This window comes from Nannocystis exedens, from assembly GCF_002343915.1.
Taxonomy (GTDB): domain Bacteria; phylum Myxococcota_A; class Polyangia; order Nannocystales; family Nannocystaceae; genus Nannocystis; species Nannocystis exedens.
Window position 1 is genome coordinate 142,879 of record NZ_NETK01000001.1, and the last position, 24,250, is coordinate 167,128.

Genomic DNA, 24,250 nt, shown 5'->3' on the forward strand with positions numbered 1-24,250 from the left:
CAGGCCCTCGCCATGGTCCCATTCTCACCCGGGCGACAAGAGTTCTGTTGTCCGTCGACAGCAGCGATTCGCCGATCGCTTGGAAGTGGTCCCCTGGCCCGCCGGCAGCGGTCACACGAACTCCCCCCAAACATGAGGACCTCGTCGCTCGCCCGACCCGGGTCGTCGTCGTCGGGGAGGCCAGTGTCAGGCGATAGCAGCACTTCTTGCCGTCCGTAGCGATCTGGCCATTGGCCCTGCACTCGGAGTCGGATGTCATGATCACGCCACCCGCAAATGATCGAGGCAAAAGTGTCAGGGTTGATCCGGTCGCCGGATTCACGGTCGGCTCCATGCGAACCGCCCCACCCCGGCCCTCCGCGACGCACGAACTTTCGCGCGTCCTGTCAGCCGACGAGCGCGAAAGCGCCCGCCGATCGGGGCTCTTGCTCCCCAATCGCCGACTGACGAGGCGCCCCCGCGAGCGCTCTCGCCCACGGTCACCTGTCCGCCCCCCCACCCACACGCCAGGGCGGCCGTGGTACCTTGGGCGGCCCCGCTCGCGGCACCACGCCCATGCCCGAAACTGCCGTCGCGCCCAAGCGCCAGCCCTCGCCCCACGACCTGCCCTGCCCGCTGCCGCCCGTGGCTCCTGGAGAGCCGCCCGAGCTGGCGGCGTTTCGCGCCAAGCCCAGCGACGACGCCTTTTTGAGATTGCGGCGGGCCTTCCGCGAGGCCGAGAACTGGAGCGCGCTGGCCACCTTGCTCGTCGTGCACGCCGCCGCGATCAGCGGCCCGCCGAAGGTCGCCGAGCTGTGCGTGCAGGCGTACGAGCTCTGGTACGACCGGGTCAAGGACAAGCCCCAGGCCGCCTACGCCCTCGTGCGCGCGCTCCAGGCCGAGCCGCACAACAGCCGCGCCTTCGAGCAGCTGCGCAAGGTCTACGGCGAGATCGGGGCGCTCGACGAGCTCGCCACCCTGCTCAAGTTCCGGCTCGATTACCTGCGGCGGCACGATCGGGGGGCGGTCCCGGGCGCGCTGGTCGAGCTCGGCAAGGTCGACGAGCAGCGCTGCCAGGTCGACGAGGCGATCGCTTGCTACAGGGCCGCCCTCGAGATCAACCCGCAGGAGCGCGACGCCAGCGACCAGCTGATCCGGCTCCACCTCCAGGCCGGCGCCTGGCTGCGCGTCATCGATCTGATCAACGCCGAGCTCGCGCGCACCGACAGCGTCCGCGAGCGCGACCGCTTCGCGGCGCTGCACCTGCGGCTCGCGCGGATCGAGGCCGAGCAGCTCGAGAACATCCCCTCGGCCGCGCTCCACCTGCAGGCCGCGCTCAAGGCCAACCCCGACGACGTCTCCGCCCTGCGGGCCTTCGGCGCGCTCTACCTCGGCAGCGGCAAGGCCAGCGACGAGGGCCTGCAGAAGGCCGCCGACGTGTTCTTTCGGGCAGCCAAGCTCGCGCGCAGCCAGGGCGACGACAAGATCGCCTACAGCCTGCTGCGCCGGGCCATGAGCCTGCGCCCCGATCACCACGAGGCCGGCAACGCGCTGGCCGAGCTGTTGATGGCGCAGGAGAAGTGGATGGAGCTCGACGACCTCTACGGGGCGTGGATCGGCTACGTCACCGAGGCCGACAGCTACGGCCTGTGGCTGTCGCGCGGCGAGCTCCTCGAGACCCGCCTGGCCCGGCGCGAGGAGGCGCGCGCCTGCTACGAGCAGGCCTCGCGGCTCGAGCGGCCCGGCGGCGACGCCTGGCTGCGGCTCGAGGCCTTGCTGGTCGAGCTCGGCGACAACCACGGCCTCGTCAGCCTGTACGAGCGCTGGTCGGAGCAGGACCCCGGCGGCCTGCCGACCGACAAGCTGCTGTGGGCCGCCCGCGTCGCGCGCGAGGACCTCGGCGACGAGGAGCGGGCCGCCGTCAGCTTCTACCGCGTGCTCGAGCGCGAGCCGTTCAACCACGAGGCGTTCGAGGGCTACAAGGAGCACTGGCGGCGCAAGAACAACTGGTCGCACCTGGCCGGCCTCATCCTCTACCAGGTCGACCAGGCGCTGCAGATGGGCGGCGGCCCTGACAGCCCGCTGGCGCGGGCCGAGTTCGCCGAGCACTTCGTCGAGCTGGCCGAGATCTACGAGCGACGCCTCGGCGACCTCGCCGGCGCCCTCGACGCCTGGAACCGGCTCGCCCTCGCCTACCCCAACGACTGGCGCCCGCGCGACCAGATCGCCCGCATCGACAAGCGCGCGCGCATGCTCGACGCCAACCTCGCCACCCTCGAGGCCGAGCTGCAGCGCACCGTCGATCCGCAGCGGCGCTTCGAGGTGCTACGCCGGCTGTCGCAGGCCCACCGCGAGCGCATGACCGACCCGCAGCGCACCATCGTCCTCCTGCAGGAGATGCTGGCGCTGGCCCCCGGCCACGAGGGGGCCCTGCGCGCGCTCGCGGAGATGTACGAACGGACAGGTGCGTACGACCAGGTCATCGACCTGCTGCGGCGCCAGCACGACGTCACCCGCAGCATCTCGCAGCGGGTGGTCCTGCTGCGGCGCATGGCCGAGCTGTGGCAGTACGAGCTGCACAGCCCGCGCGAGGCGCTGTGGGCGTGCGAGCAGATCCTCGGCTACAGCCCCTCGGACATGGACGCCGTGCACCGCATGCAGGGCCTGTGCGCCGAGCTCGGCGACGCCGGCGGCGAGTACGAGGCGCTGTCGCGCGAGCTCGGCCTGGTCGGCGACCCGGCCCAGCGCACCCGCATCATCCGCCGCATGGCCGACGTCGCCGACCGCAAGCTGCAGGACCCGCAGCGCTCGGCCCAGGCGTGGACGCAGCTGCAGGCCGGCGACCCGCACAACCTCGAGGTCACGGACAAGCTGATCGCCGCCTACGAGGCGCTCGGCAACCGCGAGGAGCTCGCCAACCTGCTCGGCAAGGCCGCCAGCTCGGCCCGCACCCCGCCGATCCGCCAGCTCGACTACCTCATGCGCCTGGGCCACCTCGCCGAGTCGTCGCTGGGCGACGTCGACCTGGCCTGCTCGGCCTTCGAGCGGGCGCTGCGGATCCACCGCGACCACCGCGGCGCGACCGAGGCGCTGACCCGCCTCTACCGCAACCTCGGCAGCTGGCACGGCCTCGCCGCCTCGCTCGGCACCCTGCAGGAGATGGCCGACAGCGACGAGGAGGCGCTCGGCATCGGCTGGGAGCGCGCCGAGGTGCTGGCCGACCGGCTCGACAACCCGGCCGCCGCCATCCGCGTGCTCGAGCAGCTCGCCGCGACCACCGCCGTCGGCAACCGCGACGTCGCCCTCAAGCTGCTCGAGCTGTACGAGCGCGCCGGCCAGTTCGACCGCCTGATCCGCCACGCCGAGATCCTCCTGCTCTCGGCGCTCGAGACCGACGAGCGGCGCGAGCTGTTCTCGCTGATCGCCCGCACCTACGTCGTCAACCTCGGCGCCCCGCAGAAGGCGATCGCCGCCTTCCAGCGGTTCATGCGCGAGGAGCCCGACGACGCCGAGGGCCTCAAGATCCTCGGCGAGCTGCAGAACCTCTCCGGCGACCACCAGGGCACCCTCGACACCCTCGGCAAGCGGCTCGAGAGCCTCACCGATCCGGCCCAGCAGGTCGTCACCCTCGAGCAGATGGCCGAGGTGTGCGAGTTCGGGCTCGGCCACGCCAAGCGGGCGCTCGCGCTGCTCGGGCGGGCCCTCGGCATCGCCCCCGGCAGCCGCGATCTCAAGCAGAAGATCGAGGCGTTCGCCGAGCGCCACGGCATGTACAAGGACCTGCTCGTCGTCTACGGCGAGCGCTTCACCGAGATGAGCGGGCGGGCCGAGAGCCGCGGCCAGATCGACCTCTGCCTCGGCGCCTCGGCCACCGCCGAGAAGAAGATCGGCGACGCCGACCTCGCCTTCGCCTGGGCGCGCAAGGCCTACTTCGTGGCCCTGCGCGCCGGCCTCGACGCCGGCCCGGTGCAGGGCCGCCTCGAGAGCCTGGCCCAGGCCCACGGCCTGTGGCCGCAGATGCTCGAGGTCAGCGAGCAGGAGCTCGCCTTCCAGGAGAAGACCCCCAACTACGGCGACTTCGGCACCATCGCCCTCCTGATGTCGGCCGCCGAGATCGCCCGCGAGCGCCTCGGCGACCCCGCGCGCGCGATCGGCTACCTGCAGCGCGCCTACAAGCTGCGCCCCGACGACGAGGACCTCGGGCGCCAGATCGAGGCGCTCGGCGAGGCCCACCAGATGTGGCCGGCGCTGATCGACCTGCAGGAGGCCAAGCTCGCCCGCGCCAGGACCGGCCTCGGCCGCTTCGAGGCCTGCATCGCGATCGCCAAGATCTACGAGCGCCACCTCGGCGATCCGGCGCGCGCCTTCCAGTGGTTGCGGCGGGCCGAGACCGACCTGCGCCCCACCGATCCGTCGCTGGCCGAGGAGGCCGCCGGCCTGATGACCGAGCTGGCCCAGCGCCATCAATTGTGGCCCGAGCTCGCCGACCACCACCGCGGCCTCGCGCTCGCCAAGCTGCAGCGCAACGAGCGCGGCGGCCTCAACCAGCTCAAGGACTCGGCCCGCATCGACTACGAGAAGCGCCAGGACCCGCTCGCGGCCCTGCGCACCCTCCGGCTCGGCGTCGCCTACGACCGCGACGGCGCCGCGCTGATGCCCGCGATCGAGGCGATGGCCGCCAAGGTCGACGAGAAGCGCAGCCCCGACACCCCGCCGACCGGCGCCCTCACCCTGCTCTCGGTCACCCAGCAGATCATCGGCCAGACCGTCGACCCCCAGGTCAAGCTGCAGCTGCTCAAGCGCCGGGCCGAGCTGCGCGCCGGCCTCGGCGACACCGCCGGCGCGATCGCCGAGTGGCTGCGCGCCCTCTCGCTCCACCCCGGCAGCGAGGAGGCCCGCTTCGAGCTCGACCGCCTGGCCGAGCGCGACAACCTGTGGCACCTGCTCCTGCTCGCGCCCGCGAGCGAGCTGCACTTCGGGACAGGCAAGGCCCAGCAGGGCAAGCTCCTGACCCAGATCGCCGAGCTCTACGAGAACTGCCTCGGCCGGCCCGAGTACGCGCTGCGGGCCCGGATCGCCGCCTGGAAGCTGCAGGGCGACCTGCCCCCCGAGACAGGTGAGCTCGGGCCCGTCCACAGCAAGATGTGGCACCTCGCCGGCCTGACCGGCACCTACACCACGCCGCCGCCGGCCCGCGACCCGCTGCTGTGGCCGCAGATCGTCCCGCCCGAGCTGGCCGACCGCGACCAGTGGCGCAAGCTCGGCCTCGACCCCGACACGCTGGCCCCGCGCGTCGGCGTCAAGGCGCGCGCCAAGAAAGAGGAGTCGAGCGTGATGGAGCTCGACGACCTCGAGGAGGTCTCGCGCCCGACCGCCGAGATCCTGCTGTCCGAGCTCGAGCCGCTCGAGGAGCTGCGGCGCGGCGGCGGCAAGGAGGTCGTCGCCCGCCCGGGCAAGACGGTCCGCACCGAGACGCACACCAACATCGTCGACATCGCCGAGCTCGAGCCCGTCGAGCTGTCGGCCACCGCCGTCAAGATCCGCGCCCCGCGGCCGGCCCGCGGCGAGACCGACATCGTCGACATCGCCGAGCTCGAGCCCGTCGAGGCGTCCGGCTCGGTCAGCGTGCGCGCGGCCGGCCTGCCGCGCCAGGAGAGCGGCGTGTTCGACCTCGCCGACCTCGAGCCGATCGAGGACAGCCTGGTCGGCCCGGCGCCGAAGCGCCCCAGCGCCGAGGTGTCCGGCGTGCTCGACCTCGACGAGATGCTCGAGCTCGACGACGACGCCCCGCGGCCGGTGACGCACAAGCGCTCGCTGCCGCGGCCCGCCGCCAAGCCGCTGAAGCCGACCCCGCCGCGCCCGCCGGGCGGCAAGCCGGTCGCCAAGGCCCCGCCGCCGACCCGCCGGCCCGCCGCCCCGCCGCCGCCCTCGCGCCCGCCCGAGCCGGTCCCCGCGGCCAGCGTGCCGCCGCCGCCCCCGGTCGCCAGCCGCGAGCTGATCGACGCCGTCACCGCCGGCCTGCCGGCCCTGCCCGAGCTCGACGCCCCGGTCCTGCCGGCCCGCCCCTCGGCCGGCTCCGCCTGGCACGAGCTGGCCCACGCCTACGCCTCGGTCGTCCCCGCCAGCAAGTCGGAGCGCGCCGGCCTGCAGCGCCTGCTCGCCCGCCTGTGGGACGAGGGCGCCGGCATGCCCGACGCCGCGCTCGAGCGCTACGAGGAGGCCCTCGCGCTGGTGCCCGACGACGCGGCCGCGCTCTCGGGCCTCGTCAACATGGCCGAACGGACAGGCGACCCCGAGCGCCTGATCGCCGCGCTCTCGCGCCTGCTGTCCGACCTCACCCTGCCCGAGCACATCGTCGCCTATCACCTGCGGCTCGCCGACCTGTACGAACAGACAGGTCAGCCCGAGCGCGCCGAGGAGCAGTACCGCGGCGTGCTCGCCGTCTCGCCGAAGCACCTCGGCGCCCTGCGCAGCCTGGCCGCGCTGCACGCCAAGACCGGCCGCGAGCGGGAGGCCGCCGAGGCCTCGGCGCGCCTCTACGACGTCGAGGCCGACGGCCTCCCGCTCGCGGAGCGGATCCCCCGCGTCCTCCAGCTCGCGCGCGACCTCGCCTACCGCGCCGACCGCTCGCTCGAGGCCATCCGCCGGCTCGAGGCCCTGGTCAAGGAGACCCCCGAGACCGCCGACGTCCACGCCGAGCTGATCGAGATCCTCCAGCGCGAGGGCCTGTGGGTCCGCGCCGTCGAGGCCCTGCGCTCGGCCGCCGAGGTCGTGCCCAACCCCGACGCGCGCGTGCGCTGCCTGGCCCGCGCCGCCACCCTCACCGAGGAGCGCCTCGGCCAGCCCGACGCCGCGATCGCCGGCTGGTCCGAGGTGCTGGTCCACAACCCCGGCGACCCCGACGCCCTGGCGCGCCTGCAGAACCTCTACCTGCGCACCGAGCAGTACGCCAAGCTCTTGCCGATCCTCGACCGCCGCCTGGCCCAGGTCGCGCCCGGCGACCGCGACGCCCGCATCGCCCTCCTCGTCGTCAAGGCCCGCGCCCTGCAAGAGGGCCAGGGCGACGAGGCGGCCGCGCTCGAGACCCTCGAGACCCTCGCCGCCGAGGCGCCCGAGAACGACGACGTCGTGCTCGGCCTGTCCCGCCTCTACCGCAAGGGCGGCCGCATGGACGACGGCATCGAGATGCTGCGCCGGCGCCTGGCCGAGATCGTCAGCGACATGGAGGCCCGCACCGAGCCCCTCGACGAGGAGCCGCTGCCGTTCGACATCCCCGAGCCGGTCTCGCCGGCGCTGGCCGCCCGCCGCGTGCGGATCGCCGAGGCGCTGGCGACTGCTCTGGCCGAAGAGGCAGGTGACCCCCGCGGCGCGCTCGAGACCCTCGACGAGGCGCTCGCCGCCGCCCCGCCGGAGGCCGCCCACGGCCTGCAGCAGCGCCGCGTCGCCCTCGCGCGGACCCTCGGCGACGACCGGGCCCTCACGGTGAGCCTCGCCGCCGTGGGCGAGCCCGACGGCCTGCTCGAGGCCGCCGCGATCGCCCGCGACCGCCTGCGCGAGCCCGAGCTGGCCGCCCAGCTGTTCACCCGCGTCCTCGCCGAGCTGGCCCCCGGCGCCCCGCAGCGCAGCCGCCGGCTGTCGCAGGCGATCGAGGGCCTGGTCGGCCTGCGCCTCGCCGCCGGCGACCTCGACGGCGCCGACGCCCTGCTCGACGCCCAGCTCGCCCAGATCGACGACCCCGAGATCCGCGCCCGGATCCTCACCGAGAGCGGCCGCGCCCTGCTGCGCGGCGGCCAGGAGTTCGCCCGCGCCCGCCAGCGCTTCGAGGCCGCCCTCGCCGCCGACCCCGACTACGCCCCCGCGCGCCTGGCCCTCGGCGCGGCCCTGATCGACGCCGGCCTGCACGCCGAGGCCGAGGCCATCCTCGAGGCCGCGGTCGAGGCGTTCGGCCTCACCCGCGACCAGCCGCGCCTGGTCGAGGGCCTCTTGATGCTGGCGCACCTGTTCGAGCAGACCGATCGCGCCAACGAGGCCTACCGCCGCCTGTCGATGGCCCTGCGTCACGTCCCCGACGACCTCGAGATCCGCGCCGCCATGGCCCACAACCGCGCCGCCGCCGGCCGCCACCGCGACGCCGTCGCCGCGCTCGAGCCGGTCGAGCAGCGCCTCGCCGCCGGCACCCCGGTCCCGCCCGAGCGCGCCGCCGTGGTCGCCGACCTGCTGATCCTCGCCGCCGAGTGCGACGCCAAGCAGAACGCCCCCGCCGAGCGCCTGGCCGCCCGCTACGCCCGCGCGCTCGAGCTGGCCCCGCGCCACCGCAAGGCCCGGGCCGCGCTCGCCCAGCTGGCCCAGGAGTCGGGCAGGCTGGTCGATGCGGCCGAGCACACCCTCGCCCTCGCCGACCTCGAGCAAGACCCCGAGGCCCGCGGCCGGGCCCTGCTCGCCGCCGGCATGCTGTTCCACGAGGCGGCCGGCGCCGCCGCCGAGGCCGGCGAAGAGACCGTCGTCAGCGCCTCGGCGCAGAAGATCCTCGGCGCCGCCTTCGACGCCGTCCAGGCCGGCCTCGCCCTGATCCAGCACATCCCGCACCCGGTCCTCGACCGCCGCCAGCTCGAGGCCGCCTTCTGGACCGCCGTCTCGCGCAACGCCGGCATCGCCCTCGGCTGCCTCGACCGCCTGCTGCACCACCCCGACCTGCGCGACGCCAAGCGGGCCGCCTTCCTGCTCGAGGGCGTCAAGATCGCCCTCCAGCGCGGCGACCCCGGCGACCCCGAGCGCGCGCTCGCCTACGCCCGCGCCGCCGCCCCGCTGCTGCCCGACGCCGCCGCCCCGATCCACGCCCTCGTCGACGCCCTGCGGGCCGCCGGCGAGCTCGACGAGATCGAGCCGGCGGTGCGCGCCTACCTGGCCCGCGAGCGCGTTCAGAAGCCGCCTGATGACCCACGCGAGGCCCGCGATCGCCAGCGCCTGCTGGTCCGCCTGGCCGACCTCGTGGTCCAGGCCGATCCCCCGGCGGACCCGAAGGACAGCCGGCCCGCGCAGGCGATCCGGCTGCTCGAGCGGGCCGCCGAGCTCGACCCGGCCGGCCTCGGCCTGGCCCCGCGGCGGCAGCTCGCCAAGCTCTACGCCGACGAGAAGATCCAGGGCCCGCAGGTGCGCAGCAACTCCGACGCGCTGCTCCACCTCGACCCGCTCGACGAGGCCAGCTTGGCCGCGCTCGCCCGCCACTGCGCCGAGAACGGCGAGGAGGGCCGCGCCCACGCCATCCACCAGCTCCTGCGGATCGTCAGCCCCGGCCACCCCGAGGCCGGCGCCTTCCTCACCAGCCACGAGCTCCTGTCGGTGCGCAGCGGCAAGCTCGACCCCGCCGCCGTCGTCGAGCCGGCCCCGGCCGACGCCGGCGTCGTCCCGGCCATGACCGCGCTGTGGGAGGGCGCCGCCGAGCTGCTGGCCGAGGAGCTGCCGCGCCCGCAGTTCAGCGAGGCCGCCTGGATCGAGGCCGAGACCGACAAGGACACCCTCCTGTGGAAGGTCTGGACCGAGCTCGGCACGCAGATGCCGGTCCAGGGCGTGCGCCTCGCCGACGTCGAGCTGATCCCCGACGGCCGCGTCGACGGCGGCTGGACCAGCGTCTCGTGCGTCCACCCGCCGGTGATCCTCGTCGGCCCGGCCGCCCGCGCCGAGACCACCGCCCCGCGCCTGCGCTTCGCCCTCGGGCGCGCGCTGTTCTTCACCCGCCCGGCCGCGATCCTCGTCGCCGGCCTGCCGAAGCCGCTGTTCGCCGGGGTCCTCGCGGCCGCGCTGCAGGCGTTCCACCCGCGCCACACCCGGCGGGTGCGCGCCCGCGACGAGGCCGACCTGGCCGCGCGGCTCGGCCAGACCCTCGCGCGCAAGCTGCCGATCCGGCTCGCGCGCCAGCTCAGCACCCAGTTCAAGGAGCGCGAGCAGGAGGGCTTCGACAGCCGCGACTGGCGCGCGTGGGTCCAGCGCTCCGGCGACCGCGTCGGCCTGTGCCTGTCGCGCAACCTCGGCGCCGCCCTCGACATCCTCGGCCTGCCCCAAGAGCCAGGCGAGCGCAGCGCCGCCCTCAAGGCCCGCGCCGCCCACGACGCCGATCTGCGCGACCTGCTGGTGTTCGCCGTCAGCCCCGCCTACGTCGGAGCCCGCCGCGCCCTCGGCTTCGAGGTCAAGTCGCGCTGACGCCCGCCGAGGTCGCGCTTCGCGATTGCGAGCCCGTCCAGGGCCCGCGGCCGCGTCGCATCCCACGACCGCCTCGACCCCGGCTCTCCGGTCCTCTCGGTGTCGACGCGCGTCGACACCGAGCTCGCCCCACGCCCTCGTCGCCATGCACGGCCTCCGTGTCGCCGCCTGTAGGTCGACGCGCCGACCTCTCCCGCGACCTCGCGCCGCCGTCCCCGGCTTTGGATGCAGCGCCCCGCCCTCGACGCGCGCCGCCCCTCTTGCGGCCCCGGCTGCATCGGAGGCAAAATTTCCCACCGACATGCCCACCGCGCCGCGCCTCCGGATCTCGCTGCAACTGAGCGTCACGGCCCTGGCCCTGCAGGCCTGCCTCGACCCCAACGCCAACACCGAGACCGAGTCGACGACCGCCGGCCCCGGCACCACCACCGAGGCCGACCCCACCGGCACCCCGAGCGACACGACCACCACCGCCGACCCGACCGAGAGCCCGCCCGTCACCACCGCCGAGCCCGTGTGCGGCGACGGCTTCGTCGACGCCGACGAGCAGTGCGACCTCGGGCCCGCCAACGCCGACGACGGCGCCTGCACCAGCGAGTGCCGCAACGCCGTCTGCGGCGACGGCCTCGTCAACAAGGGCGCCGAGGAGTGCGACGCCGGCCCCGACAACGCCGACGACGGCGACTGCACCACCGCCTGTCGCCTCCCCGCCTGCGGCGACGGCGTGCTCAACGGCGACGAGGTCTGCGACGACGGCGTCAACGACGGCAGCTACGGCAGCTGCCTCGCCGACTGCAGCGCCGCCGCCCCCGGCTGCGGCGACGGCCAGGTCGACCCCGAGCTCGAGGACTGCGAGGACGGCCCCGCCTGCCTGCCCACCTGCAAGTACGCCCACAGCTGCCGGGAGTGGCTCGAGGCCGTCCCCGACGCCGCCAGCGGCCCGTACACCATCCGCCGCGACGGCATCATGGACCCGATCGACGTCTTCTGCGCCCTCGACCCCGCCACCGACGGCGGCGGCTACACCTTCCTCAAGGTCGACGTCGCCGCCGGCATGAACCCGAGCCCGGCCACCGCCGCCAACGCCGAGACCGTCTGCGCCGACTGGGGCATGCAGCTGTTCATCCCGCGCAGCCCGGCGCACCTCGCCGCCGCCTACGAGGTCGCCACCGGCGACAACCTCGAGCCGGTCGGCGGCGGCACCGTGAAGAGCGGCCCCGATTACCTGCAGATCCTGGGGATCTATCCGGTCACCCCGGGCGAGAGCTGCGTCGACGCGCCGCTCAACGGGCTCGACTGCCCCGAGTGGCGCGCAAGCGACGACGCGGTCTGGTTCGTCAGCGACGTCGCCGTCGGCAGCGGCGAGCCCGACGAGCTTGGGGCGTGCGAGGGCTGCTCGATGCTCTACCAGTGGAACCAGGACGGCAGCGTGAAGAGCTACAAGGCCCTGCCCGCGCCCGGCGGCTACAGCTTCCGCTTCCTGTGCGACACGGGCGATAAATTGCCCTGACGCGCGCGGCGGGTTTGTGTCATTTTTTTCGCATGGCTCGCTTACCTCGCAAAATCGCGCTCCTGGCCCTCCTGGGGCTCGCGCCGGCCTGCATCATCGGCGGCGGCAGCACCACGAACACCACCGACTCCGACACCGGCGAGTTCGTGTGCGACGACCCCAACTCGTACCTCGACGGCGAGACCTGCTACTGCAACGACGGCTTCGAGTACTGCACCGACGACCCCGACGACCTGTCCTGCTGTCCGGTCGAGGACACCACCTCCGCCTCGAGCGTCGGCACCACCACGATCGAGCCGACCTCGACCAGCGAGCCGACCACCACCACCGGCCCCGGCACCGACGCGACCACGCTCCCGGAGACCAGCTCCACCACGACCACCACCGAGTCGACCGCGAGCACCACCGCCGAGACCTCCGAGACCGGCGAGACCACCACCGGCGGGGTCGAGTGCATGGGCGAGCAGCCGCCGCCCGAGCGCTGCCAGAACGGCCAGTTCTGGTGCACGATGACCGAGGCCTGCGGCCCCGAGGGCAGCCAGGTCTACCGCTGCGACGGCGACACCTGGGTGCTCGAGCCCAACCTCGCCAAGGACAGCTGCAGCTTCGACGGCTACGACTTCGCCTACGGCTGCGTCGACACCGGCAAGACCGTCGAGTTCATCTGCGGCGACGGCCCCGGCACCCCCTGCGAGAACTCCGACCCCGCCACCTGCGAGGACGACACCAACCTCAACACCTGCATCTACGGCAAGCTGTCGCAGTTCGACTGCTTCGTCCAGTGTACCGAGGTCGGCGACGCCATGATGACCCTCTACGACCACGGCTTCTGCGGCGACGACATGGGCACCTCGGCCTGCCTCTGCTGCGACATGGGCGAGCCCGGCTGCCCGGTCTGAGCTGTCCCCGCGACCCGATCCGGGCGGTCCGGCTGCCCCCTCGGACCTGTCCCATCGACCCTCTCCCGGACCGCCCGCCGCGGCCCGGGCTGCGCGTCTGCCCCTTCGGACCTGTCCGATCGGCCACCACCGCCCGCCGCGGTCCCGAGCGGGCTCGGCTGTCTCTCCGGACCTGCCCCATCGGCCTCTCCGGGACCGCCCGCCGCGGCCCCGAGCAGGCTCGGCCGTCTCTTCGAACCTGTTCGATCGGACACCTCGGGGACCGTCCGCCGCGGTCCGCCGTGCCGCGAGCCGCGCGGGCCCGACTGTCCCCTCGGACCTGTCCCATCGGCCATCTCCCGCGACCGCCCGCCGCGGTCTGCGGTGCCGCGAGCCGCGCGGGCCCGACCGCTCCCCTTGGACCTGTCCCATCGGCCATCTCCCGCGACCGCCCGCGAGGGCCCAGCCGCGTCGCAAGCCCCTGGCCCCGCGCCATCGCGCGGAAATTTAGCAATTGAATGAGTCATTAAAGCCTGCTTTATCTACAAAATGCGCCGCTTCTCCTGTCCCTGCGCCTTGGGGAGCGCCTTGGCGCTGCTCGCCCTGGCGGCCTGCCCCGCGGCCCCCGAGGCCGGCCAGCCCGACACCGCGACCACGACCGAGGCCTTATGGACGACGACCGGGAGCGGCCCGGACGCGCCGGACAGCACCGGCTCGTCGGCGGCGACCGACGCCACCGCGAGCGACCCGACCATGCCCGGTGATCACCCGTGCGCCGCATGTGTCCCGGGCGAGTTCTGTCGGTGGGTCGGGTCCGACGACCTCTGCCACAACTTCCCCCAGTACGCGTGCGAGCCGCTGCCTGCCGGCTGCGCATTCGACGAGCTCGAGAGCCTCGCCTGCGTCCACGCGATCTGCGGCGTCTATGCCGGCGGGTTCGGCGATCCGTGCGACTTCGGCAGCGCTTTCCAGTGCCCTGGGCGCCACGACTGCGACCCCTGGGACCCGCACCCCTGCGGCACCGAGGGCGCCGCCTGCCTCCCCGTCTCGAACGACGACGACCTCGCCGCCGAGCTGTGGGCCTGCGTCCCTGCGCCCGCGCCGGGTGTCCCCGTCGGCGAGCCCTGCACCCTCGTCTCCGACGGCCGCTGGTCGTGGGGCGACTGCGAGGACGGAGCCCTGTGCAGCCGCATCGACCCGGACACCCAGCAGGGCATCTGTACCCCCCGCTGCGCCGGCACCCCCGACGAGCCCGTCTGCGGCGACCCGGCGACCACCTGCGTCGCCTGGGCCGCGGGCGACTCGGAGATCCACCTCTGCGAGCCGACCTGCGACCCGCTCGCAGGCCCTGGCGCCTGTCCGATGGGACAGGTCTGCGTCGGCCGCGTGCCCCACTGCGCCCCCGACGTCTCCGGCGACCTCGGCGCCTACGGCGACACCTGCGAGTGGACGAACGACTGCGATCCCGGGCTCCTCTGCGCCACCGCCGAGTTCATCCCCGCCTGCGATCCCGCCGACTACACCTGCTGCACCCCGTACTGCGATCTCACCCAGCCGACCTGCCCCCCCGACCTGAGCTGCGTGCCGGCCTACGAGACGGGCGAGGCCCCGCCGGGCCACGACGACCTCGGCCTGTGCGCCCTCCCCCCGTGAGCGCCGCCCTGCCGCACGCGCCGACGCGACGACATGTCCCCCGGGACAGACCCCGCCTCGCGCCGAGCAGAGCCGCGCTCGCGCGGCCGGAGCGGCGGCCGCTCGCCCGCCGCTCCGGCCGGCGTCGCGCCGCCGGGTCGGACCGGCTACCATCGCCGCGTGACTCGCCTCTACAACAAGCAGACCGGCGCCCTGATCGGACCTATCACCGACGACCAGCTGCGCGACCTCATCGACCTCCTCGTCGAGGAGAGCGCCGACGACCGCGACTACTACGTCGACCGCGACACCCTCGATTACCTGGAGGAGAACCAGGTCGACGCCGAGCTGCTCGCCCTGCTGCGCAAGCACGTACCCGAGGAGGGCGAGGGCATCGACATCGAGTGGCGCGACGAGCCCGCCTGACGCGCTCGCGCGGCTCGCCTCGCGGGTGACGCCGCGGCGCCCCACCAGCGCGACGGCAGCCGCCACGTGTCCGGCGCGCTCCTTCCGTGTGGCCTCGGCCGCCGCCGTGTCCGGCGGCGTCTTTTTTCACGACAGCGCCGTCCGCCGCGCCGTCCTTCAACGGGGCGTCGGCCCCCGAGCCCTCCGTCGCGCCGTCTCGGCCTGACGTTCGCCGCGGGAGTGATCGCCGCGCTCCTCGCGTCGGCGGGCGCGAGGAACCGCCGCGCCTTTCGTCTTCGCGTCGCGATCGCGCCACCGCCTGGTCCGACCTGACGGCCGCGTCACGGTCCGCGCCCGGGCGCGCTGCAGCCTCGCTCGCCGACCGACCGGCGAGCGCGGCTTCGGTCCGCCAGGTAAGCCTCCTGCCCACCTGCTTGCGGGAGTCGGCATCGGCTGCGCGAGTTGCCGGCGTTCGCTCGACTCTCGTACCCTGGCGAGCATGCTCGCTTACCGCTTCGCTTGTCGTTCGCTGCCGATGCTGATGTTCACCTCGGCCCTCGCGTGTGGCCGCACCGACACGGCAGTGCTCACCGACACGGGCACCGGCACCACCGACACCGACGGCACCACCACGGCCGCCAGCACCACCGGACCTGACCTGCCGACCACCACCGCCCCGACCAGCTCCACCGGCACGATCGGCGGCACCGAGACCGGCGCCACCACCGACTCGACCACCGGACCGGGCACCGACACCGCGGTCACGAGCACCGACGGCACCGACGGCACCCTCACCGACGGCACCGCCACCGCCACTTCCACCTCGACCTCGACCACCACCACCACCACCGGCGACACCGACAGCACCACCGGCCCGCCGCCGATCTGCGGCGACGGGCAGGTCGATGCGGGCGAGGAGTGCGACGACGGCGACCTCGTCGACCTCAACGCCTGCTCCAACGCCTGCATCGCCGCCGAGTGCGGCGACGGCGTCCTCCACGAGCTTTTGGGCGAGGAGTGCGACGACGGCAACGACATCGAGGAGGACGGCTGTTCGACCGGCTGTCGCCTCCCGATCTGCGGCGACGGCGTCGTCCAGATCCCCGAGGAGTGTGACGACGGCGACCTCGACGACGGCGACGACTGCACCAACGCCTGCACGATCGCCGTCTGCGGCGACGGCGTCGTCCAGGTCGGCGTCGAGGCCTGCGACGACGGCAACGACCTCGACACCGACGACTGCCTCGTCGGCTGCGTCCTGGCCGAGTGCGGTGACGGCATCGTCCACGAGCTGCTCGAGGCCTGCGACGACGGCAACGACATCCACGACGACGCCTGCACCAACGCGTGCGCCCTCGCCACCTGCGGCGACGGCATCCTGCAGATGGACGAGGAGTGCGACGACGGCAACGGCCTCGACGACGACGCCTGCACCACCCTGTGCAAGCTCGCCGTGTGCGGCGACGGCTTCGTCCTCGCCGGCACCGAGGCGTGCGACGACGCCGGCGACAGCCCCACCTGCGACAGCGACTGCACCCTCGCGCAGTGCGGCGACGCCCACCCCAACCTCGCCAGCGGCGAGGCGTGCGACGACGGCGGCGACAGCCCGGCGTGCGACAGCGACTGCACCCTCGCGCAGTGCGGCGACCAGACCGTCAACGGCGCCGCCGGCGAGACCTGCGACAGCGGCACCGAGACCGCCACCTGCGACGACGACTGCACGGCCGTCGCCTGCGGCGACGAGGTCGTCAACGAGAGCGCCGGCGAGGTGTGCGACCACGGCGGCCCGTCGCCGACCTGCGACCTCGACTGCACCTTCGCCGCCTGCAACGACGGCGTCATCAACAGCGCCGCCGGCGAGAGCTGCGAGGACGGCAACCTCGCCGAGGGTGACGGCTGCAGCTCGAAGTGCAAGGCGCACAAGGTCGTGTTCGCCACCAGCCAGGGCTTCGACGGCAACCTCGGCGGCCTCGTCGGCGCCGACATGAAGTGCCAGGTTGCGGCCCAGGCCGCCGGCCTCCCCGGCACCTACCGCGCCTGGCTCAGCGACGACACCGGCAGCCCCGTCAGCCGCTTCACCAAGTCGACGATCCCCTACGCCCGGCGCGACGGCGTCCTCATCGCCAACAACTGGGCCGACCTCATCGACGGCACCCTCGCCGCCCCCATCAACCTCTCCGAGCTCAAGACCCCGCCCGGCGCCGACGCCAACGTCTGCGGCGGGACCTCCCAGCTCACCTTCACCAACACCATCGTCAGCGGCACCATGTTCACCGACTTCACCGATTGCCAGAACTGGACCAGCAACGCCCCCGGCTTCACCGGCGGCGGCCAGTGGAACAAGGCCGACGGGCTATGGACGCAATTCGTCTGCCAGCAATCGTGCGCGTGGAAGAAGCCGATCTATTGTTTCATGCAGTAGGACCCGGACTTCGACAACCACTCGATCGCGCTCGCCTTTCGCCCCAAGTCCGCGTCCTGGCACAGGAATTCTGTTAGAGGCTGAGAGCCCGTGAGTCCCCAGGACTCACGGGCTTCGACCTGTCTCGTGGAGAGATACTGGAGACGCTCCAGGTCCCGCGCGAGGCCGCCACTCGGGCCTCCGGCGGCGAGGCTCGGGACCGTGCCCAATGGGCCGGCGGCGCCTGGGCTCGCGCGCGTCGGTGGTATTTCGAAGCGCAGATCACCGACGTGCGCACGCGTACCAGCCGATGATGCCCCGTTCCCGAGCTGTCCGAGCGACCATGTGCCTCGCGCTCGCGCTGACGTCGGTCGGTTGTTCTCGCGCCGCTCCCTCTCAATCTCACGCGCAGCTCGCCCCCACCGTCGTCGATCCCGCGGACGCGGCCGGGGACGGGCTGCGGGCCCGCCTCACCGCCGACGACGCCTTCGGCTGCGCCCGCGACGGCGAGGCTGTCGTGCGCCAGCACCCCGCGAGCAGGCGCCTGCGAGCGTGGTGGATCGGCTGCGTCTCCGCGGCCATGTGTTCGATCCCAACCCGCGGTGTGCGACCAGGATTTCCCATGCCGGTGCGACTTACTGGTCGGTGGTGCTGACGGGCCCGTCCGTCGTCCGGCCGGCGTCGAAAGCGAAGGGCGGGCCGTGGCCGGGCGCGGCTTGCGCGTCATCGTCCACGCAAGCCCTTGCGCGACACATTCATCTCCTCGCGCTTGAATGGGGACTCTCCCTCAAGCTGAGGTTGCGGCCGCTGTCTGCTGCCGCACCGTGGCCGTGGCCTCGGGAAGCCCGACCGGGATGGTCGGTCTCGAGCGAGGTGAACCAAGGCGCTGATGCCGTGGCCGACGCCATCGCGGGCGTTGGCGAAGTCGCACGTCGCATCGAGCTGCCACCGTGGGAGTTTCGCCGTCGCCTCAAGGAGCGCTACGGCCGAACACCGCAGCAGTTTCGCCCTCGACGCGAGCGGGCCGCGCTCCGCCGTGATGACGCCGGCCCTGCCAGGCACCGCTCGCCCTGCGGCGGCTCACTGCACGCCGCAGGCCGCGGGCGCGTTGCACTTGCTGTTGGCGCACGCGGTGATCGGCCCCGGGTTGCCGTTGATCTGGCACTGCGTCTTGCAGGGATCGAAGTCGTTGTTCATCTTGATGCATTCGAGCCAGCAGGCGCACTTGGGATCGGCGAGGCACTCGGTGACCGTGTCGCAGCAGCTGCCCTTGATGCACGCCTGACAGGCGTTGTCGTCGCCGGTGATCGCGCATTCGGGGGCGGCGCACACCTCGAGGGGGTTGCAGTTGTCGTCGACGCAGTCGCCCGGCACGAGGCAGTGCTCGCCGTCCTCGCAGGTGGGCCCGCACGCGCCGCCGCAGTCGACGTCGGTCTCGTCGCCGTTCTGCACGCCGTCGCCGCAATCAGGCGTCGCGCAGGTCATCGTCGCCTCGCAGTAACCGTGGACGCAGTCGCTGCCGTTGCCGCAGCCCTCGCCGTCCTCGCAGGTGGGCCCGCACGGGCCCCCGCAGTCGACGTCGGTCTCGCCAGGATCGAGCGCGCCGTTTTGGCACAGCGGATCACTGCCGCAGCCGCCTGTCTCGCACAACCCGCTCGCACAATCGTCGTCGATCACGCAGCCCTCGCCGGTGCCGCACAGCGGGCCGCACGCGCCGCCGCAGTCGATGTCGGTCTCGTCGCCGTTCTGCACGCCGTCGCTGCAGGTCGGCTCCTGGCAGGTGTCGCTGGCCGCCTCGCAATAATCGCTCGCGCAGTCGCTGGCGAACACGCACACCTCGCCGATCTCGCAGCTCGGCCCGCACGAACCGCCGCAATCGACGTCGGTCTCGCTGCCGTCGAGGATCCCGTCGACGCACGCAGGATCGGGGGCGCAGGTCTCGTCGATGCAATAGTGGGAGGTGCAGTCGTCGCCGACCAGGCAGTGGCCGCCGTCCTCACAGGTGTTCGTGCACGAGCCGCCGCAGTCGACGTCGGTCTCGTCGCCGCTCTGGACCCCATCGTCGCAGCCGGACCCGCCGCCGCCGGTGGACGCCGTGGCTTCGCTCGTCGCGCCGCTGCCGGTGGGCGCCGTGGCCTCGCTCGTCGCGCCGCTGCCGGTGCCGCTCTCGCTCGCGCTGTCGGTGACGAGCGCCGGGCACCCGGCCTTGTTCTGGTTCCAGACGGCGCCGTCGTCGACGCAGGGCGCTGCGCAGCCGCCGAGCTGGCCCGCGGCGACGAGGACATACACGGACCCGAACCACGCGGCGTGGAGGTTCGCAAAGATCGAGGGACGCATGTGCTCGAGAGACAGCTCGCCTGGTCATCATTCCAAGCGGTCCTCGCGATCGGCTCCGCGGGCGCGCTGTCTTCGTCCTGCTTCGCCGAATTCCCGACCTGCGTCGAAGGACAGATGCGCCAGCGCAACGCACCCGCCGACGTCCGCACCTGCCGCGGCCTCTCCACGACAGGTCCGCACGCCCCCGGTCCAAGGTGCGACCGGAACCGCCGCTGCGAGCAATGGAAAACGTCGACCCGAGTCCTGCAGGGGACCGCTCGCCGAAATATCCATTCGAGCCGTCGAAGCGCGAACAGTCGGTCTCCAGGCCGATGTAGTCGCCGAAACTCGCGTTGGTCCACGTCCACATCTGCGCCAGGAGGCAGCCGACGACGTGTCGATACCTGCGCAAAAGCTCTTGAGCGTGACGCCCCGATCAAATCGCACGGGGCGATCGTAGTCGAGCCAGCATCGACGCCCTGGCTGACGCTCGGCGCCGCAGATCGGTCGTTCGAGCCTGCACGACCGTCGACGCAGTATCATGCGACCGATGTCGAGCGCGCCCTGGCACAGCGATCCCGCCGTCCGCGACCGATTCCACCCTGACCACCCGGACGACCTCCAGGTGCTCGTGCATGACGGCGAGCCGCGCCGCTGCGGACGCACGCCCGAGGGTTGCTGGGTGACCGTGCGAGGCGTGCGGCAGACACTGCGGATCCCGATCGCGCCGGAGGGCACCAGCCCCCCGCTGCGGGCCGACGCGGTCCGATGGGGGGAGCGACCCGTGTACGAGGGGATCCTCCTCAAGAGCCGCATCAGCTTACGACGGCGCACAAGGGCGACACGCTGCTGTTCGTGACGAGCCCGGGGATCCCGCACCCGGTACGGGTGACGGAGGCGTACGTCTGCGAGCGCAGCGGCTGGTCGATCCAGCCGTGCAACCGCTGCGGTGCCGACCAGGCGCTCGATCCGCCGACGATTATGGCTCGTACCCGCTTCCCCGACGCGCCCGTCGGGTCAATGCCAGTCGCCTTCAGCGCGTTCTGCCCGTGCGGTGGGACGATGCACGTCGGGGCTCCGACCGTTCGGCGAGGCGGTGGGACCCACGCGGTTGACGTCGCTGATAGCGCCCCAGTAAACAGCACCGTCGACTGCTCGCCCGGCCGCGCTGAGCCCGCCCGATACGCTGAGTTAGCTGTGGGGCGATGCGGCCGCCGCCTGACCGACGTTGCCACCCTGGCGCCCTCCTCCACGCTGTGTGTCATGTCTAAGCGCGGAGAACCAACATGGCCCGCGAACTCGAGGTATCCGCTAGACGCTCCCTGCTCGCTCGCCCCCAGAAATTGGGGTTCCTGCCGACGATGTGGTTCTGGAACGATTGGGAGATGCAGCGCCTTCTGGTGCCCTTCGCACTCATGAGCGCCCGTCACCGACCCGGAGCTACGGTTTGGCCCAGTATCGACGTCGGCCGCACAGTCCAGAGCGCGAGCCTGTCGAGCTGGATTTGCTGTTCAGGGGTCGAGGCCATGGTCAACGTCCTGGTGGCCTTGTTCGGCTGGGAAGAGCTACCCGATCACGCCGCCGGTGAGCTCCGAGATGCTCTTGCCGGTCACGACGGAGACCAGGCTGAGGCCCCAGAGCACGACCAGCGCCAGCAGCAGCAGCGGCTTGTAGACGATGTACTCGCCGCGACGCTTGCGCACGATGGCGATCTGCAAGCCAAAACCCAGCAGCATCAACGTGGTGAACCCAAGCAGCAAGTACGAGACATCGGCGGACATGGCTCGGTGAGTAGCACGTTGCAGCGTGCGCGAAGGCATCCGTAGCGGGTGATCTTCTTCACGACTCAAATCAGCACAGACAGAGCGACTGAACCCCCCCTGATCCGTCTGGGTATCCCCTCACACTCTCGCAGGATGCCGGAGCGCGCCGCTTCGGGCAGCACGAGCTCAGCCTGGTCCCGTGCGCCGGCGTCACCGAGTGCAGGACGAGGTCGTCTCGGACCAGCGAGAGGGTGTTGACAGCATCCTCGACGCCGGCCTGCGCGGCACGCCGCAGCGTCTCGGGTATCGCGCTCGCGGACGGCGGCGGCGGCCGGGGCCGAGGGTAACCAGGGCAACGGGCGGGGTCCCACGTACCACCTCGGAGGGTTCACGTCACGACGCGGTCCACCGAACGGTTACGACGCTCGGCGATGGTCCGGGCCGACCGCGGTTCGGGCGCCTTCGCGAGCAGCGCGCGTGCGCCGATGATGCCGGAGGTGTGCGAGAGCAGGTGATGAACGGTGACCGTGCGCGCGACCTGCTCGTTGGGATCGTCCGGCAAGATTTCGCCGACGGTGTCGTCGTAGGCGATCTTGCCCTGCTCGACGAGCTGGGCGACGGCGACGGCGGTGAACATCTTGGTGACCGACGCCAGGTTGAACCGGGTGTCGTGCCGCTTGGGCACGTTCCACCTGCGGCTCGCCAGGCCGCTGGCGTGGCGATAGAACGGCTGACCGTGCCTGGCGAGCGTGACGGTGCCGGAGAACGCGTCCGCCTCGACCAGCTTGGCCAGCAATGTGTCGGTCCGCGCGGCGATCTCCGTCCACGTCAGCGGATGGCCCGGGAGCAGCTCGGTCGGCGCGTCGGCTTCGTCGAGGAGCTGCGATGTTCGCGGACGACGATCGCCACGATCTCGGCTGCGGGTCGACGATCGGCGGGGACAACGAAAGACGAGCGCTCAATCCGGCGGGTCGGCCCGTGCCGTCGCGGGGCTATGCGCCGCGCTCAAGCGCTTACCGCCGAGGCTTCAGACCTCGCTGGAATTCTACGACGGGAACGGCCTGACCACCGACGAGATCGCCGCGGTCGTGGGCCGAACGGTCGGCACAGTCCGGTGGGAGCTGAGGCAGGCGCGCGACCGTCCCGGTCTTGTAGAAGTCGCCGTTGACGGCGACCTGGGCCCCGACCGAGTCGGCCCACGAGCCTGCGGTGCGCAGCGACTGGGCGCGGCGGTCGCGCCGACACGGACCTGCTCGGTGCAGAGGTCGACGAACACGGCCCACGCGCGCGCGGTCGGGCCGGTGAGCTTCAGGGTCTCTACGCGCACGCCCGGGTACGGCGAATCCTCGCCGCTCACGGTGACCTCGACGGCGCCTGCCGGCGCCGCGACGAGGCCCAGGGTGACGAAGGCGAGGAGCGGAGCCAGCGAGCTTCCATGTCGAGGCATGCGCTCGTTGTGCTGCGAAATGCGGGCAGAGATCGACGGGCCGTCGCCTGCCGCGCACGATGTGGTGGGGGGCGTCGGCCCGGGCCTCGCGTCCCCAGACGGCGAATGTCGCCACCCGTGCGAAAGGCGATACGCTCCTGCTCCGGGCACTGCACACACTGCGCAGGCCGCAATGCGTGTGCCTCCTCATGCGTCGAACGAATGGGTCATCGCCCACACGTGTGGGCCTGTGCCAACATCGGCCTGCTGGCTCCATCTGTCGGCCCTCCTGCACCCCTCCGCTGCTTCACGATCGATTGACCAATATGAACCCTCGAACCGTGTGTGCCATTCTCTGCTGGATCTCGCTCGTCGGCCCCGGGGCTTCGGGGTGCGGCGCATCGACGAACGATTCGACGGACTCGAACCACACCGGCTCGTCCGGGGGGCACGCCTCGACGAGCTCGGCGACCGGGGTCGTGACCACCGGCGGACCGTCGAGCACGAGCGAGGCGGGCGGCGGACCGGCGAGCGCGAGCGAGACGGGCGGCGACAGCACCGGCTCTTCGGGCTCGAGCGCGCCGACCGAAGGGGACGATGACAGCAGCGGGTCCTCGGACTCGAGCGGCCCGGGCAGCGAGAGCTCCGGGTCGCCGATCGACATCCCGGGCTGGACGCTGACCTTCCACGACGAGTTCGAGGGCGACGCGCTCGATCCGGCCAAGGGCTGGCTGGTCTACGGCGGGCCGCAGGGCAACGCGCCCGACTTCTCGCACTTCGACCCCGCCCAGGTGAGTGTCTCCGACGGGGCCCTCCACCTGAAGATCGAGAAGCGCGAGGTGAACGGGCGCCCCTACGCATGCGGCGGCGTCGAACCCGATCTCGGCACGGTCCAGACCTACGGCCGCTGGGTCGCGCGCGTGCGGTTCCCCCCGGGCAAGGGAAACGTCGGGTACATCGGCCTGTTCGGCGAGACCACGACCGAGGTCGATTTCGGCGAGGTCGCCGGCAAGTCGCCGCTGGAGAACAGCTTCACCCAGCACTGGGGCGACGGCGAGTCGGAGCAGTACACGTGGTCCGGGACCGACTCGACCGCCGATTTCCACGAATACACCCTGATCTGGGAGCCCGGGACGCTGACCTGGCTCGTCGACGGCGAGCAGCTGCATCAGATGACGCAGCACTTCGACGACGCGCCGCTCCTGTTCGCCATGGGCGACTGGGCCGCCCCCTGCGACATCGATTGGGCGGGCTGCCCCGACGATACGACGCCGTATCCAGCGTACATGGACGTCGATTACGTGCGCATCTACAAGAAGGAGTGACAATGAGAGCACTCTGACGCCAGGACATCGAGGACGCCGGTCCTGCTGGGCCGCCGCCCAGAACCCCCGGTGCCCTCTCCGAGGGCGCACCGCACCCCTCCGGTTGCGGTCGAACGCTGAGCCGCCGGTGAAGGCGTCGAGGTGCGCGATGAGCTCGCTGGTCCCCACATCGCCCGGATCGAGGCGGGCATCGAGCCGGCGGAAGAGCTGCCGACTCTCGCGTGTCAGCGCCCCGTCCTCGCAGAGGCACGCGCTCGGCCTCGTGCGGCCTCGTGACCCTACCGGACCCGACTCCCCGAGGGTTCGTGCCGTTCGTCACGAACTGCCGTTCGCCTTCGAGCCCCGACCCTGTACCCTCGGCCTCTCTTTCGCAGACGTCCTCGGCCTCTTCCTACCCAACCCCTCCTCGGAATTCCGA

10 protein-coding genes and 1 pseudogene are annotated in these 24,250 nt (G+C 72.5%); 8 read left to right on the forward strand and 3 right to left on the reverse strand.

The features are described from left to right. The first annotated feature begins 555 nt into the window (after positions 1–555). The 6 genes from NAEX_RS00530 (at position 556) to NAEX_RS00555 (ending at position 17,023) form a co-directional block, all read left to right on the forward strand. Entirely contained in the window at positions 556–10,176 is a 9,621-nt protein-coding gene (locus NAEX_RS00530; protein ID WP_096325571.1) for a tetratricopeptide repeat protein, read from the forward strand. A 301-nt stretch (positions 10,177–10,477) separates the two neighbouring features. Next, positions 10,478–11,686 carry a fibrinogen-like YCDxxxxGGGW domain-containing protein gene (locus tag NAEX_RS00535; RefSeq protein ID WP_096325572.1) on the forward strand — a complete coding sequence of 403 codons (1,209 nt, stop codon included), beginning with the start codon at positions 10,478–10,480 and terminating at the stop codon, positions 11,684–11,686. Between the two features lie 32 nt (positions 11,687–11,718). Further along, entirely contained in the window at positions 11,719–12,585 is an 867-nt protein-coding gene (locus NAEX_RS51905; RefSeq protein WP_096325573.1) for a hypothetical protein, read from the forward strand. 555 nt (positions 12,586–13,140) lie between these two features. Next, entirely contained in the window at positions 13,141–14,217 is a 1,077-nt protein-coding gene (locus NAEX_RS00545) for a hypothetical protein (protein WP_143825488.1), read from the forward strand. Between the two features lie 159 nt (positions 14,218–14,376). Then, positions 14,377–14,622 (forward strand): galactosyldiacylglycerol synthase, encoded by a 246-nt coding sequence (locus NAEX_RS00550; RefSeq protein ID WP_096325575.1) that lies wholly within the window; start codon positions 14,377–14,379, stop codon positions 14,620–14,622. Positions 14,623–15,100: 478 nt separating this feature from the next. Beyond that, the gene (locus NAEX_RS00555; protein ID WP_096325576.1) at positions 15,101–17,023 is read left to right on the forward strand and encodes a DUF4215 domain-containing protein; all 1,923 of its coding nucleotides are present in this window, start codon (positions 15,101–15,103) and stop codon (positions 17,021–17,023) included. Positions 17,024–18,082: 1,059 nt separating this feature from the next. On the opposite strand, the gene NAEX_RS00560 is transcribed toward NAEX_RS00555, so the two are convergent. The 3 genes from NAEX_RS00560 to NAEX_RS00570 all read right to left on the reverse strand — a co-directional run bounded on the left by NAEX_RS00560 (position 18,083) and on the right by NAEX_RS00570 (position 21,877). Then, on the reverse strand, positions 18,083–19,339 hold the full coding sequence (locus NAEX_RS00560) for a hypothetical protein (RefSeq protein WP_096325577.1): 1,257 nt from the start codon (positions 19,337–19,339) through the stop codon (positions 18,083–18,085). Positions 19,340–20,883: 1,544 nt separating this feature from the next. Next, a complete protein-coding gene (locus NAEX_RS00565; protein ID WP_096325578.1) occupies positions 20,884–21,099 on the reverse strand; it encodes a hypothetical protein in 216 nt (71 codons plus the stop codon). 370 nt (positions 21,100–21,469) lie between these two features. Then, positions 21,470–21,877 carry a serine hydrolase domain-containing protein gene (locus tag NAEX_RS00570; protein WP_211302328.1) on the reverse strand — a complete coding sequence of 136 codons (408 nt, stop codon included), beginning with the start codon at positions 21,875–21,877 and terminating at the stop codon, positions 21,470–21,472. 1 nt (position 21,878) lies between these two features. Between NAEX_RS00570 and NAEX_RS54285 the strand changes: the two are divergent. Together NAEX_RS54285 and NAEX_RS52660 are read left to right on the forward strand one after the other, a co-directional pair. Further along, a pseudogene (locus tag NAEX_RS54285) lies at positions 21,879–22,208 on the forward strand (sigma factor-like helix-turn-helix DNA-binding protein); the annotation flags it as partial. Positions 22,209–22,833: 625 nt separating this feature from the next. Beyond that, complete coding sequence (locus NAEX_RS52660) at positions 22,834–23,832, forward strand: glycoside hydrolase family 16 protein (RefSeq protein WP_245913559.1); 999 nt, start codon at positions 22,834–22,836, stop codon at positions 23,830–23,832. Positions 23,833–24,250 lie beyond the last annotated feature (418 nt).